The 14,693-nt window shown below is 59.0% G+C and carries 11 protein-coding genes and 1 pseudogene; 5 read left to right on the top strand and 7 right to left on the bottom strand.

Annotated features, from left to right (window positions below; all coding sequences use genetic code 11):
- The 6 genes and pseudogenes from EI969_RS12490 to EI969_RS12515 all read right to left on the bottom strand — a co-directional run.
- A pseudogene (locus EI969_RS12490) lies at positions 1–158 on the bottom strand (peptide ABC transporter permease); the annotation flags it as partial.
- A 73-nt stretch (positions 159–231) separates the two neighbouring features.
- On the bottom strand, positions 232–1,827 hold the full coding sequence (locus tag EI969_RS12495) for an ABC transporter substrate-binding protein (protein ID WP_160388087.1): 1,596 nt from the start codon (positions 1,825–1,827) through the stop codon (positions 232–234).
- Between the two features lie 79 nt (positions 1,828–1,906).
- On the bottom strand, positions 1,907–3,340 hold the full coding sequence (locus EI969_RS12500; RefSeq protein WP_160388088.1) for an OprD family porin: 1,434 nt from the start codon (positions 3,338–3,340) through the stop codon (positions 1,907–1,909).
- A 174-nt stretch (positions 3,341–3,514) separates the two neighbouring features.
- A complete protein-coding gene (locus EI969_RS12505) occupies positions 3,515–5,116 on the bottom strand; it encodes an ABC transporter substrate-binding protein (RefSeq protein WP_160388089.1) in 1,602 nt (533 codons plus the stop codon).
- Positions 5,117–5,414: 298 nt separating this feature from the next.
- The gene (locus tag EI969_RS12510) at positions 5,415–7,040 is read right to left on the bottom strand and encodes an ABC transporter substrate-binding protein (protein ID WP_160388090.1); all 1,626 of its coding nucleotides are present in this window, start codon (positions 7,038–7,040) and stop codon (positions 5,415–5,417) included.
- A gap of 446 nt (positions 7,041–7,486) precedes the next feature.
- On the bottom strand, positions 7,487–8,203 hold the full coding sequence (locus EI969_RS12515; RefSeq protein WP_160388091.1) for an SIMPL domain-containing protein: 717 nt from the start codon (positions 8,201–8,203) through the stop codon (positions 7,487–7,489).
- A gap of 273 nt (positions 8,204–8,476) precedes the next feature.
- On the opposite strand from EI969_RS12515, the gene EI969_RS12520 reads away from it, so the two are divergent.
- The 4 genes from EI969_RS12520 (at position 8,477) to EI969_RS12535 (ending at position 13,046) form a co-directional block, all read left to right on the top strand.
- The gene (locus tag EI969_RS12520) at positions 8,477–9,739 is read left to right on the top strand and encodes an ATP-binding protein (RefSeq protein WP_160388092.1); all 1,263 of its coding nucleotides are present in this window, start codon (positions 8,477–8,479) and stop codon (positions 9,737–9,739) included.
- On the top strand, positions 9,732–10,292 hold the full coding sequence (locus EI969_RS12525; RefSeq protein WP_007973041.1) for a response regulator transcription factor: 561 nt from the start codon (positions 9,732–9,734) through the stop codon (positions 10,290–10,292). The genes EI969_RS12520 and EI969_RS12525 overlap by 8 nt, the downstream gene beginning before the upstream one ends.
- A 97-nt stretch (positions 10,293–10,389) precedes the next feature.
- A complete protein-coding gene (locus EI969_RS12530) occupies positions 10,390–12,117 on the top strand; it encodes an ABC transporter ATP-binding protein/permease (protein ID WP_160388093.1) in 1,728 nt (575 codons plus the stop codon).
- 179 nt (positions 12,118–12,296) lie between these two features.
- Positions 12,297–13,046: a FadR/GntR family transcriptional regulator gene (locus tag EI969_RS12535; RefSeq protein WP_178120651.1), complete on the top strand. Its 750-nt coding sequence runs from the start codon at positions 12,297–12,299 to the stop codon at positions 13,044–13,046.
- A 64-nt stretch (positions 13,047–13,110) separates the two neighbouring features.
- Here EI969_RS12535 and EI969_RS12540 read toward each other — a convergent pair whose 3' ends face one another.
- Complete coding sequence (locus EI969_RS12540; RefSeq protein WP_160388095.1) at positions 13,111–13,305, bottom strand: hypothetical protein; 195 nt, start codon at positions 13,303–13,305, stop codon at positions 13,111–13,113.
- Between the two features lie 472 nt (positions 13,306–13,777).
- Here EI969_RS12540 and kdgD point away from each other — a divergent pair, with 472 nt between their 5' ends.
- The gene (kdgD, locus tag EI969_RS12545) at positions 13,778–14,689 is read left to right on the top strand and encodes a 5-dehydro-4-deoxyglucarate dehydratase (RefSeq protein WP_160388096.1); all 912 of its coding nucleotides are present in this window, start codon (positions 13,778–13,780) and stop codon (positions 14,687–14,689) included.
- Positions 14,690–14,693: the final 4 nt, after the last annotated feature.

A 14,693-nucleotide genomic window follows, 5' to 3' on the forward strand; every position in this document is an offset into this window, starting at 1 on the left:
ATTGCCTGAGCGTGCATTTCGGGGTCGACTCTGCGTTCGCCCATCATGACTTCCACGGGGTCGCCAGGGATCATGCGAATCAACGCGAATGTCAGCAAGGTGATGCCGAAAAACGTGGGGATCAACAGCCCCAGTCGGCGGGCAATAAAACTAAACATCGTAAGGTGTACCTCATCAGCCGGTTAGGCGTGCCCGGCATTCCTGTGTCAGGAATGCCGGGAGTTTTCTTATCTACTTCACCTGGGTGGTGGCGAAGTTGTTCGTGGTGAGGGGGCTAATGTGATAGCCCTCTACGTTGTTGCGCATTGCGGTAAACATTCTAGTGTGCGCGAGGCTGATCCATGGCTGGTCCTGGTTAAAAATAACCTGGGCCTGCTCGTAGAGCGCTGCACGCTCGGCCGGATCGGTTTTTTCCCGAGCCTGGTCAAGCAGCGCCTGGAACTTGTCATTGCACCAGCGGGCGTAGTTTTCTCCGTTCTTGGCCGCTTCACAACTGAGCATAGGCGTCAGGAAGTTATCCGGATCGCCGTTATCGCCCGCCCATCCGGCGGCCACCATGTCGTGCTCGCCGTTTTTCGCGCGCTTGAGCATTTCGCCCCATTCCATCACGCGGATGTCGAGCTTGATCCCGACCTTGGCCAGATCGGCTTGCATCATCTGTGCGGCGAGCATCGGGTTCGGGTTGGTCGCACCGCCACCGTTGCGGGTGAACAGGGTGAACACGGTACCTTCCGGCACGCCGGCTTCCTTGAGCAGGGCGCGTGCCTTGTCCAGGTCGTGGGCCGGGTTCTTCAGGGTGTGGTTGTAACCCAGCAGGGTGTCCGGGTAAGGGTTGACCGCCACGGTGGCGTTGCCCTTGCCAAACAGCGCGTTGACCGCCGCTTCCTTGTCGAAGGCGATATCGATGGCTTTGCGCACCCGCACGTCACTCATGTACTTGTGCGAAGTGTTCATGGCGATGTACGAAACCGTCATCGCATTCATCTCGTCGACCTTCAGGTTCGGGTCTTTCTTGATGGTCGGGATGTCATCCGGCTTCGGATACAGCGCGACCTGGCACTCGTTGGCCTTGAGCTTCTGCAGGCGCACGTTGTTGTCGGTGGCGATGGCCAGGATCAACGCATCGGCCGGTGGCTTGCCACGGAAGTAGTCCGGGTTGGCCTTGAAGCGAACCTGGGCGTCCTTGTTGTAACGCTGGAAGACGAACGGGCCGGTGCCGATCGGCTTGTTGTTCAGGTCGCCGGTCTTGTTGGCCTTGAGCAACTGGTCGGCGTACTCGGCGGAGTAGATCGAGGAGAACGCCATGGCGATGTCGGCCAGGAACGGCGCCTCACGACGGGTGAGGGTGAACTTGACCGTGTTGTCGTCGACTTTCTCGACGCTTTTCAGCAATTCCTTGAAGCCCATGCTTTCAAAGTACGGGAAGCCGACGCTCGATTGTTTATGCCACGGATGGTTCGGGTCCAGTTGGCGCTGGAAGCTCCAGACCACGTCGTCGGCGTTCATGTCGCGGGTCGGCTTGAAGTATTCGGTGGTGTGGAACTTGACGCCTTTACGCAGATGGAAGGTGTAGCTCAGGCCGTCTTCGCTGATGTCCCAGGAGTCGGCCAGCGCCGGAATCACGTCGGTGGTGCCGGGCTTGAAGTCCGCAAGGCGATTGAAGATGGTTTCAGCCGCGGCGTCGGCGGTGACTGCAGTCGTGTACAGGGCTGTATCGAAGCCTTCCGGACTGTTTTCGGTACAAACCACCAGGGGCTTGGCCGAAACGCCGACAGCGACACTGAGCAAAGCGGCCGCGATGGCCGCACGTAGGGGAAGCATTTTCATCAAGAACCCTCTGCAATCAGTTGAAGGACAAAAGCCGGACGGCCGATTCATCGCTGAAACCCGCCGTCCGGCAGCGGCATTACAGGATGTTGAATGGAACCGTGGTCACGAGACGGAACTCGTTGATGCTGCCGTCAGCCTGGTTTTCGCTGGCACGGTGAGCGGTGTAGGTACCGCGGATCGTGGTGGCCTTGAGCGGGCCGCTCTGCACCGCGTAGGTCGCGCCGATGCCGTATTCATAGTGGTGTTCGCCATCCTGGGACTGGATGCCGTCATAACCCTTGCCAACCACGCCGCCGTTGCCGGTGTAGTGAGTGCCGTCGATACCCCAGCCGCGAGCCTGGTAGATGTTGAACTTCAGGCCTGGCACGCCGTATTCGGCCATGTTCAGACCGTAGGCAACCTGGAACGATTTTTCGTTCGGGCCGTTGAAGTCCGACAGCAGGGAGTTGGCCAGGTAGATGCCGTTGGTTTCGTGCAGGTAGTCGAAGTACTCGTTACCGTTCACTTCCTGGTACGAGAAGGTCAGGGTGTGGGCCTGGTGGGTCAGGCCGAACGACAGGGAGTAGGTGTCGTTGTCGATGTCGCCGATCAGGGCTTTACCGGTTTCCTGGGTTTTGTAGTAGTTCAGGCCGGTGGTCAGGCTCAGCACCTGGCTGTCGCCCAGAACGTGGGAAGCGCCGAAGTAGTATTGGTTCCAGATGTCTTCAGCCTGGGTCGCCCAGAGGCTGGTGGTCAGGCTGGCGAATGGGGTGTAGGTCAGGCCGCCGGTGTAGACGTGGTCCGTTTCAACGATGCCGTTGGCGTATTCGGTTCGAAATTTGCGCTGGCTTTCTTCGGTACGCGGTGAGTTGCGGTCGAAGGTGGCCAGGTCGAAGGCCAGGTTGTTCAGCTCTTCGCTGTGGATGGCCACACCTTCGAAGCTCGAAGGCAGTGCACGGTTACCGATCACGTCGACCATCGGGCTGCTGAAGTTCATGCGGCCGGCGGTCAGGGTGGTGTTGGAGACACGGGCCTTGACGTTGGCCAGGCCCAGTTTGCTCCACTGGCCTTGTGCGTCGCCGCCTTCCTTGGTCAGGGTACGGTTGTTGCCTGCGCCTGGACGCGTGCCCGGTGCGCCGCCGTTGTTGGAGGCCAGGTCCTTGCGGTCCTGGTCCAGGGCGATGGCGTTGTAGGCCGCCACTTCAGTGCTGAAACCCACAGTGCCTTCGGTGAAGCCCGAGTTGTACTTGAGGATGGTGCCCTGAACCCAGTTGATCCGGCGATCGGTCGGGGTCGAAACGCCGTCTTTCTTGTAGGCGAACTTGGCGCCGCGTTGCAGTTGTTCGTTGGCGTACCAGTTACGCGTGGTGCCGGTGATCGACTGGCCTTCGACAAAACCGGTGGCTTCGCTTTGGGCGCTTTTCTCGTTCACGGTAACCGGGGTGAAAGCCTGGCTTTGGGTTTCTGCGTAAGCCGTGGCGGTTACGCTGCTGATGGCCAGGGCCAATAACGCGGTGCTGCTCAGTTTCATGGGTAAAGCTCCTTACTTTCTTTTTTTATACCGGTCTTTTTTTTGTGATCCGGCTATTGGTTTAGAACTCATTCATGGCATCGCAAACGTTTGCTGTCGGCCAAATTGGCAAAAGACGGCAAAGCGTCTGCGTGAGGGCGGAAAATCCGCCCCCCGGCATTTCTGGCTAATCGGTTATTTTTCTATGCTGACACCCGAGAACACATTGCGGCCGAAGGGGCTCACTTTGAACCCTTCGATTGTGGCGCTCAGCGGCTGGTTGACCGTTGAGTGGGCGACTGGCGTGATCGGCACTTGCTGCTTGAGCAACTGCTGCGCCTGTTTGTAGAGCAGGGTGCGCTGGTCGCGGTCGGTGACGACCTTGGCTTGCTTGATCAGCTTGTCGTAAGCCGGATCACACCACATCGAGTAGTTGTTGCCGCCAATGGCGTCGCAGCTGTAGAGCGTGCCCAGCCAGTTGTCCGGATCACCGTTGTCACCGGTCCAGCCGATCAGGCTGATGTCGTGCTCGCCATTCTTGGTGCGCTTGATGTACTCGCCCCATTCGTAGCTGACGATCTTGACCTTGAGGCCGATCTTCGCCCAGTCAGCCTGGAGCATTTCGGCCATCAACTTGGCGTTGGGGTTGTACGGACGCTGGACCGGCATGGCCCATAGGGTGATTTCGGTGCCTTCCTTGACGCCGGCAGCCTTGAGCAATTCCTTGGCTTTTTCCGGGTTGTAGGCGGCGTCCTTGATCGTGTCGTCGTAGGACCATTGGGTCGGCGGCATGGCGTTGACCGCCAGTTGCCCCGCGCCCTGGTAAACGGCATTGAGAATGCCCTGCTTGTTCACCGCCATGTCCAGCGCCTGGCGCACTTCGAGCTGGTCGAACGGTTTGTGGCGCACGTTGTAGGCGATGTAGCCGAGGTTGAAGCCAGGCTTCTCGATCAGTTGCAGGGCCGGGTCGTTCTTCAGCGCGGGCACATCGGCAGGGCGCGGGTGCAGGGTGATCTGGCACTCGCCGGCCTTGAGTTTCTGCACGCGTACCGAGGCGTCGGTGTTGATGGCGAAAATCAGGTTGTCGAGCTTGACCCGACTCGGGTCCCAGTAATGCTTGTTACCGGTGTAACGGATGTTCGAGTCTTTCTGGTAGCTCTTGAACACGAACGGCCCGGTGCCGATCGGCTTCTGGTTGATGTCGCTCGGCTTGCCTTCGGCCAGCAGCTTGTCGGCGTATTCGGCCGAAAGGATGGCGGCGAAGCTCATGGCGATGTTCTGGATGAACGCGGCGTCCACGCTGTTGAGCGTAAAGACCACGGTCAGCGGCCCGGTCTTTTCGACCTTGGCGATGTTCTTGTTCAGGCTCATGCCGTTGAAGTACGGAAACTCGGTCGGATAAGCCTTGCGGAAGGGTTGTTGCGGATCGAGCATGCGATTGAACGTGAACAGCACGTCATCGGCGTTGAAATCGCGGGTCGGCGTGAAGTATTTGGTGGTGTGGAACTTCACCCCTTCGCGTAGGTGAAAGGTGTATTTGAGGCCGTCCTCGGAAATATCCCAGCTTGTGGCCAGGCCCGGTACGACGTTGGTCGCGCCTTTCTCGAACTCTGCCAAGCGGTTGTAAAGCGGCTCGGCGGCGTCGTTGTCGGTCGCAGTAGTGTACTGCGCCGTGTCGAAACCGGCGGGGCTGCCTTCGGAGCAGAACACCAGGCTATTGTTGGCGGCCTGGCTGATGGAAGTGGCGGCCAGCAGGCCGGTGCCCAGCAATGCGGATAAAACCAAGGTATGGCGCATAACGCTCCCTTTTCTCTCAAAGTGTTGTCAATGAGCCGCCGTTCCGTCGTTGAGGCATCATTGATTTTCAAGCCATGCACGCAGCAGTAACCGATGACCCACGCATGCACTGGTCGAATCCCGACGGTATGAGCCACGGGTCCGGCAGTAAATACGTAGAGTCCTAAAGACTCGTAGGAAATGGCAACGCGTCCTCGCCCGATGCTGTAGTCAGCTGCGGATTTGGATGTAGGCAAATTCCTGCTTTGCTCGGTAGATAAAGCAACGGCGACGTCAGGAACGCCGCCGTTGCCAAACCTTATTTGCTGACGCTGACGCCGTAGAAGGAGTTCAAGCCAAATGGGCTGATCTTGAAGTCCTGCACGTTGGCGCGCATGGGTTGGAACACCGTCGAGTGAGCGATAGGTGTCATAGGCACAGCATCCTTGAGGACGTGTTGCGCTTGTTTGTAGAGCTCGGTGCGCTTGCCTTGGTCTGAAGTGCGCTTGGCCTGCTTGACGATGTCGTCAAACTTCTTGTCGCACCATTTGGAGAAGTTGTTGCCTTCCAGCGAGTCGCAGCCGAACAGCACGTTCAGCCAGTTGTCGGGATCACCATTGTCACCGCTCCAGCCAATCAGCATCGCCTGGTTCTCGCCACCTTTGGAGCGCTTGATGTACTCGCCCCACTCGTAGCTCTGGATCTTGACCTTGAGGCCAATCTTGGACCAGTCGGACTGCAGCATTTCTGCCATCAGCTTGGCGTTCGGGTTGTATGGACGCTGTACCGGCATCGCCCACAGGACGATTTCGGTGCCATCTTTCACGCCGGCTTCCTTGAGCAGCTCCTTGGCTTTCTCAGGGTTGTACGGCGCGTCCTTGATGGTGGTGTCGTAGGACCACTGGGTCGGTGGCATGGCGTTGACAGCCAGTTGGCCGGCACCCTGGTACACCGAGTCGATGATCTGTTGCTTGTTGACGGCCATGTCCATTGCCTGGCGCACTTTCAGTTGCGCCAGCGGGTTTGGCTCGTTGCTACCCTTGACCTTGTCCATCACGTTGTAGGCGATGTAACCCAGGTTGAAACCGGCCTGGTCAGGCAGCTTCAGGGTCTTGTCTTCACGCAGCGCCTTCAGGTCGGCCGGACGAGGGAACAGGGTGACCTGGCACTCGTTCTTCTTCAGCTTCTGGATACGTACCGACGGGTCGGTGGTGATGGCGAAGATCAGGTTGTCGATCTTGACGTCGTCAGGCTTCCAGTATTCCTTGTTCCCGGTGTAGCGGATGTTGGAGTCTTTCTGGTAGCTCTTGAACACGAACGGACCAGTGCCGACCGGCTTCTGGTTGATGTCGGCGGCCTTGCCTTCCTTGAGCAGCTGGGCAGCGTACTCGGCGGACTGGACCGAGGCGAAGCTCATGGCCATGTTCTGGATGAACGCGGCGTCAACGTCCTTGAGGGTGAACTTGACGGTCTTGTCGTCGACTTTATCGATCTTGGTGATGTTGGTGTCCATCCCCATGTCGGTGAAGTACGGGAATTCGGTCGGGTACGCTTTGCGGAACGGGTCATCCTTGTTAATCATGCGATTGAAGGTGAACAGCACGTCGTCGGCGTTGAACTCACGAGTCGGCTTGAAATACGGGGTGGTGTGGAACTTGACGCCTTCACGCAGGTGGAAGGTGTAGGTCAGGCCGTCATCGGAGACGTCCCAACTGGTCGCCAGACCAGGAATCACGGCGGTACCGCCGCGCTCGAACTGGGTCAGGCGGTTGAACATGGTTTCTGCAGAGGCGTCGAAGTCGGTTCCGGTGGTGTATTGACCTGGATCGAAACCGGCCGGGCTCCCTTCGGAGCAGAACACCAAGTTAGTCGCTGCTTGGGCGAACGGTGCGCTGGCTAACAAGCTTGCGCCAACTAAGAACGGAATGACCGCGTTTTTAAGCATGGTGGCCTCATGATTTGTTGTCATTTTTGGAATTAGAGGACGACCTCGTGAGTCGTGCCTGCGGATACTTATGCAGGGGCCATACCCAATGCAAGATCCAGAGTGACTACAAGCCTTAAACGGTGGCACGAACGTACCTTAATGTCGCATTTGTGTAATTGCTGACGCATTTGACCGTTTGCGCGGCATTTTTACGGTGCAAATGACGCACTTTTACGGTGCGCGCCTGTTGCGGGTTGCTCCCGCGTGGGGCGTGGGTGTTACTTATTCATACCCCGGATTGTGGGGTGGGCATGGCGTGAATAAGAGTGGTTATTGTTGCACCGATAATGGCCAATCGACGGCTATTCTCGGGTCGACCTATCCAGTTATAGCTCATGCCGGAAAACTGCAAAAAAAACGGCGATCATTTTAATGATCGCCGTTGTTGTCTGCGGGCTATCGATTCAAGGCATCAGCACTTCAATCGAACCGTCGGCGGTCATGCTGACCTGACTGGTGCCGGCTTCGACATCCGGTGTTACCGGTGCGGCGTCCATGGCGGCGGCTTTCATCATCATCGGCGCGCGCATGTAAGGCTGTGGATAACCATTGCTGTTGAGGTTCAGGTTGACGATTTTGTAGCTCTTGCCGCCCAGGGCATCAGTCGCAATTTGGGCACGGGCCTTGAAGGCGCTCACGGCGTCCTTGAGCAGGGCGTCTTCGCTGGCTTTGCGGGTCGGGGTGGCGATGGCGAAGTCCATGCCGCCCATTTTCAGGTCGGTAAGCAGTTCGCCGGTCAGTTTCGACAGGGCGGCGAAGTCCGAGCTCTCCAGGCGCAATTCGGCGCGCTCGCGCCAGCCGGTGATTTTCTGGCCCTTGGTGTCGTAGATCGGGTAGCTGTTGCGGCTGCCCTGGCGCAGGGTGATGTCCTTGACCTGCTTGGCCTGGGCCAGCGCCTTGTTCATGGTGGTGCTGACGTCGGCGGCGAGTTTGGCCGGGTCGCTGTTCTGTTCTTCGGTGTACAGCGTCACGATCATCAGGTCGCGGGCCACTTCCTGACTGACTTCGGCACGCAGGGAAATCTGGTTGTAATGAAGCTCGTCGGCGGCCAGGGTCGGCAGGCTGGCGACGGTGCCGACACTCAGGGCGAGGAGGGCGGCGCTGCGGCGGAATGTGTGCATGAAGGCTCCTTGAAAGGTGCGCAGGGGTTTGATCCGGGCCTGCGTGAAACCATCAGACTCTAGCTTTCATGTTCCGGTTCGCACAGTTACAACTTCTATACAGATGGATTGCAGATGACCGCTGTGGCGAGGGGGCAAGCCCCCTCGCCACAGAGCCCATCACACACAAATCCGTGTGGGTGGCATGTGGCCGTTTGCCGCACTTTTGCCTGTCAGCCCCCGGCCTTGGTTATACTCTCTGCGATCCGCCTGGAGCGCTCATCAGGAGAGCTCATGCTCGCCCCCGTACAAATCACTTCCGCCACTCGCCAGAACCTCTGGCGCCTGACGTTCATCCGCACGTTGGTGCTGGCCGCCCAGGCCGGTTCCGTGGGCCTGGCCTACTGGCTCGAATTGCTGCCATTGCCCTGGTTTCAACTGGCCGCGACCCTCGGTTGCTCGATGCTGTTGTGCCTGTTCACGGCCATTCGCCTGCGTACCTCGTGGCCGGTGACCGAGCTCGAATACGCCGTGCAACTGGCCTGCGACCTGTTTATCCACAGCGCATTGCTGTATTTCTCCGGTGGTTCGACCAACCCCTTCGTCTCTTATTACCTGGTGCCGCTGACCATTGCCGCGGTGACGTTGCCATGGCGTTATTCGGTGATCCTGTCGGGTATCGCGCTGACGATGTACACGCTGTTGCTGGCGCAGTTCTATCCGCTGCAAACCTTCCCCATCGCTCGGGAAAACCTGCAGGTCTACGGGATGTGGCTGAGCTTTGCTCTCGCCGCCGCAGTGATCACCTTCTTCGCCGCGCGCATGGCCGAAGAGCTGCGTCGTCAGGAAGAACTGCGTGCCATTCGCCGCGAAGAGGGCCTGCGTGATCAGCAATTGCTGGCCGTCGCCACCCAGGCTGCCGGTGCGGCCCATGAGCTGGGCACGCCGCTGGCAACCATGAGTGTGTTGCTCAAGGAGATGCGTCAGGATCACCATGACCCGATGTTGCAGGATGACCTGAGCGTCCTGCAGGATCAGGTCAAGCTGTGCAAGGAAACCTTGCAGCAGCTTGTTCGGGCGGCGGAGGCCAATCGCCGGCTGGCGGTGGAGATGCAGGACGTCACCGATTGGCTGGATGAAGCGCTCAATCGCTGGCACCTGATGCGCCCGGAAGCCAGTTATCGCTTCCAGCGCCTCGGCCAGGGCCCGGTGCCGCGCATGGCGCCGCCGCCGGATCTGACCCAGGCGTTGCTGAATCTGCTGAACAACGCCGCCGATGCCTGCCCCGAAGGGCTGCAAGTGACGCTGGACTGGGATTGGGAAAACCTCACCATCAGCATTCGTGACCATGGCGCCGGTGTGCCGCTGGCCATCGCCGAGCAAATCGGCAAACCGTTTTTTACCACCAAGGGCAAAGGCTTCGGCCTGGGCCTGTTTTTGAGCAAGGCCAGCGTGACACGCGCCGGCGGCTCAGTGAAACTCTACAGTCATGAGGAAGGCGGCACGCTCACCGAGCTGCGCCTGCCCCGTGTCGCCCGAGGAGACGAACATGAGTGAAGAGATCCAAGTCGAAGGCGAAGAACTGCCGCATTTGCTGCTGGTCGATGACGACGCCACATTCACCCGCGTCATGGCCCGCGCCATGGCCCGCCGCGGTTTTCGCGTCAGCACTGCCGGTTCCGCCGAGGAAGGCCTGGAGCTGGCCAAGGCCGATCTGCCGGATTACGCCGCCCTGGACCTGAAGATGGACGGCGATTCGGGCCTGGTGCTGCTGCCCAAGTTGCTGGAAATGGACCCGGAAATGCGCGTGGTGATCCTCACCGGTTATTCGAGCATTGCCACCGCTGTCGAGGCGATCAAGCGTGGCGCCTGCAACTACCTGTGCAAACCCGCGGATGCGGACGACGTGCTGGCGGCCCTGCTGTCCGAACATGCTGATCTCGACAGCCTGGTGCCGGAAAACCCGATGTCCGTGGATCGCCTGCAGTGGGAGCACATCCAGCGCGTGCTGACCGAGCACGAAGGCAACATCTCCGCCACTGCCCGCGCCCTGGGCATGCACCGCCGCACCCTGCAGCGCAAACTGCAGAAGCGCCCCGTTCGCCGCTGAACCTGCGCTGAACGAATGCGGGCCGTATCTCGCGACAAACCGGACCGATCATCTATGATCGGTTCGTGTGTGTTCCTTTCTTTATCGAGCCTTATCCATGAATCAGAACGCTGAGTATTCCGCGGTCAACGACGCCGTGCGCGGGCAGTTTTTTCGCAAAGTGTGGGCGATGATCACGCCTTACTGGCGCAGTGAAGAGAAGGCCAAGGCCTGGACACTGCTGATCGCAGTGATTGCACTGTCGCTGATCAGCGTGGGGATCTCGGTGTGGTTCAACACCTGGTACAAGGACTTCTACAACGCCCTGCAAAAGAAAGACGAGGCGGCGTTCTGGCAACTGATCCTGTACTTCTGCGCCATTGCGGCGGTGGCGATCGTCGGTGCGGTGTATCGGCTTTACCTGACGCAGATGCTGACGATCCGCTGGCGGGCATGGCTTACCGAAAAACACTTTGCACGCTGGCTCGCTGACAAGAATTACTACCAGCTGGAGCAGGGCGGTTACACCGATAACCCGGACCAGCGGATTTCCGAAGACCTCAACAACTTCACTTCCAACACCCTTGAGCTGGGTATCGGGCTGCTGCGCAATATCGTCAGCCTGGTGTCGTTCTCGATCATTCTGTGGGGCGTGTCGGGCAGTATTGAAGTGTTCGGCATCACCATTCCCGGCTACATGTTCTGGTGCGTGTTGGTTTACGCGGTAGTCGGCAGTTGGCTGACGCATTTGATCGGTCGTCGCCTGATCGGCCTGAACAACCAGCAACAACGCTTCGAAGCCGACCTGCGTTTCTCCATGGTGCGGATTCGCGAGAATGCCGAAAGCATCGCGTTGTACAACGGCGAGCCGAACGAAAATCGCCGGTTGAGCAATCGCTTCGGCATGGTCTGGCATAACTTCTGGGACATCATGAAGGTGTCCAAGCGCCTGACGTTCTTCACTGCCGGTTACAGCCAGGCTGCCATCATTTTCCCGTTCATCGTTGCCTCGCCGCGTTACCTCGCCGGCAAGATCGAACTCGGCGAACTGATGCAGATCAGCTCGGCGTTCGGCAATGTGCAGGAAAGCTTCAGCTGGTTTATCAGTGCGTACCAGAGCCTCGCCTCCTGGCGCGCCACCTGCGATCGTCTGTTGAGCTTCCACCAGGCCATGACCGATAACGAAGAACGTGCGCCGGCCATCGACGTACAGAATTCAGGCTCCGTTCTGAAGGTGCACAACCTCGGCCTCGACCTGGCTGACGGTCGCCATCTGTTGACCAACGCCGACATGACCGTGGAGGAGGGCGACCGTGTGATGCTCAGCGGTCGTTCCGGCAGCGGCAAGTCGACCCTTCTGCGGGCGATGGGACATCTGTGGCCGGCCGGCCACGGCAGTATTCGCCTGCCGTCGGCACGCTACCTGTTCCTGCCGCAAAAACCCTATTTGCCGATCGGTACCCTGCGTGACGTGCTCAGTTATCCACAGCCCGGCGATACCTATCCGCAGGAACGCTACGTGCAGGTGCTGGAAACCTGCCGCTTGCCGCACCTGATTGCCCGTCTCGACGAAGCCAACCACTGGCAGCGCATGTTGTCGCCGGGAGAGCAGCAGCGCCTGGCGTTTGCCCGTGCGCTGCTTTATGCACCGCAATGGCTGTACATGGACGAAGCGACTTCGGCGATGGACGAAGAGGATGAGGCCACGCTGTATCAGGCGCTGATCGATCAGTTGCCGGGGCTGAGCATTGTCAGCGTCGGCCATCGCAGCAGTCTGAAGCGTTTCCATCCGCGGCACATTCGTATCGAGAATGGCCACCTGGTGGATCAGACCGTGACTGCATAAAACGTCACACCCCCTGTAGGAGCTGGCTTGCCAGCGATGAACGATAACGCGGTTCCACAGATAGACCGCGTTACGGCCATCGCTGGCAAGCCAGCTCCTACAGAGGCGAGGTGATCGTACAACCGCGTTGCGCTATGATGCGCTTTCAGCCGCCGAACTTTTCGAGACAGATGTTCACCATGGAAATCCTCAACGACACACCACGCCTCCCTCGCAAGCGCCGCAGCCTCGCTCAGGAACTGGTGACGGTGCTGTCCGAGCAGATCCGCGACGGTCATCTGAAACGTGGCGACAAGCTGCCCACCGAGTCGGCGATCATGGATGCCCATGGTGTCAGCCGCACGGTGGTGCGCGAAGCCATATCCCGGTTGCAGGCGGCCGGCCAGGTGGAAACCCGCCACGGCATCGGCACCTTCGTGCTCGACACGCCGAGCCCGAGCGGTTTTCGTATCGACCCGGCGACCGTGGTGACCTTGCGTGACGTACTGGCGATCCTGGAACTGCGCATCAGTTTGGAAGTGGAATCTGCCGGGCTGGCAGCGCAACGCCGCAGCCCGGAGCAACTGGCCAACATGCGCGCCGCCCTGGATGCGTTGAATGAAAGCGCCGCTCACGCCAGTGACGCGGTGGCTTCGGACTTCGCCTTCCACCTCGAAATCGCGCTGTCCACCGGCAACCGCTACTTCACCGACATCATGACCCACCTGGGTACCAGCATCATTCCGCGCACACGGCTGAACTCGGCGCGCCTGGCCCATGACGACCAGCAGCACTACATGGGTCGCCTGAGCCGTGAGCACGAAGAAATCTACGACGCCATTGCCCGCCAGGATTCCGATGCGGCCCGTGCGGCGATGCGCCTGCACCTGACCAACAGCCGCGAGCGGTTGCGTCATGCGCATGAAGAGGCTGAGATGCAGCGGGGATAACAAAAAGACCACTGCCAAGGGTTACCGAGGCAGTGGTTTTTCAGGGCAGGGTTCAGTCCCTAGTTCATTCCACTACAACCTCAATATCCACCTCACCGTTTGTATGCAGTTTGTAAATTTTCTTGGTGACGATGCCCGACGCACCGCTATCCATTACCAATGTGTTGCCTACGTTGATAGTGTCTAAGCGATTGGTTTCCGTTGAGAGAACTCGGGGTTGGTTTTCCCCTTTCAAGTTGAAAGTGACATTGCTTGGCATGTTGTACCCCTTGGAATGTGCGTAACAGTTAGTGTTTTTCCACCCTGAAGTCTCAAGCAGCCCTCTTGCCTGCTAATCCAAAACCTCCTGGCTTGCGCTGACTCTAAGTGCCTCATTGAGGTGGCGATACTGTCAGAAATTACAGTTTCGATGAACGGTAGCTTTTTGCGGTGTCGACTGACATACCGCTTTCGTCACCAAACTCGCTTCACATTTGATCTCGCCACCGCCGGTGATCCCGTTTCTATCATCTGATAACGTATCACTTTCATAAGTCTCAAGCCGCGCGTGTATTCAGTTATTCCGATCATCGATCAGATATCTAGGCAAGAAAACCCCGTTCTGACACAAAATTCGCGGATGGCGATGAAATGCAGTTGACGGTTGTATTTTAAGTTGTACGATGACCTACAACTTCAGCGCAGGCTGAACCGTTTACTCACACAACGTCGTTATCCAGGGTGTTCGAATAATGAATCCACAAGAACTGAAGTCCATCCTCTCTTCCGGTCTGCTGTCTTTCCCGGTCACCGATTTCAATGCCCAGGGCGATTTCAACCGCGCTGGCTACATCAAGCGTCTCGAATGGCTGGCCCCATACGGCGCCTCGGCACTGTTCGCCGCAGGCGGCACCGGTGAGTTCTTCTCCCTGGCGGCCAGCGAATATTCGGAAATCATCAAGACTGCCGTCGACACCTGCGCGACCAGCGTGCCGATTCTGGCCGGCGTGGGCGGTTCGACCCGTCAGGCCATCGAGTACGCTCAGGAAGCCGAGCGTCTGGGCGCCAAAGGCCTGTTGCTGCTGCCACACTACCTGACCGAAGCCAGCCAGGACGGCGTTGCCGCCCACGTTGAAGCCGTGTGCAAATCGGTCAACATCGGCGTGGTGGTCTACAACCGTAACGTCTGCCGCCTGACCGCCCCTCTGCTGGAGCGTCTGGCCGAGCGCTGCCCGAACCTGATCGGTTACAAGGACGGTCTGGGTGATATCGAGTTGATGGTGTCGATCCGTCGCCGCCTCGGTGATCGCTTCAGCTACCTGGGCGGCTTGCCGACCGCCGAAGTCTACGCCGCGGCCTACAAGGCACTGGGCGTGCCGGTCTACTCCTCGGCGGTGTTCAACTTCATCCCGAAAACCGCGATGGACTTCTACCACGCCATTGCCCGCGAAGATCACGCCACCGTCGGCAAGATCATCGACGACTTCTTCCTGCCGTACCTGGACATCCGTAACCGCAAGTCCGGTTATGCCGTGAGCATCGTCAAGGCCGGGGCAAAAATTGCCGGTTACGACGCAGGTCCGGTGCGTGCGCCGCTGACCGATCTGACCGCTGAAGAGTACGAAATGCTCGCCGCGCTGATCGACAAGCAGGGCGCGCAGTAACACC

The organism is Pseudomonas sp. PB101, from assembly GCF_009764265.1.
Taxonomy (GTDB): Bacteria; Pseudomonadota; Gammaproteobacteria; order Pseudomonadales; family Pseudomonadaceae; genus Aquipseudomonas.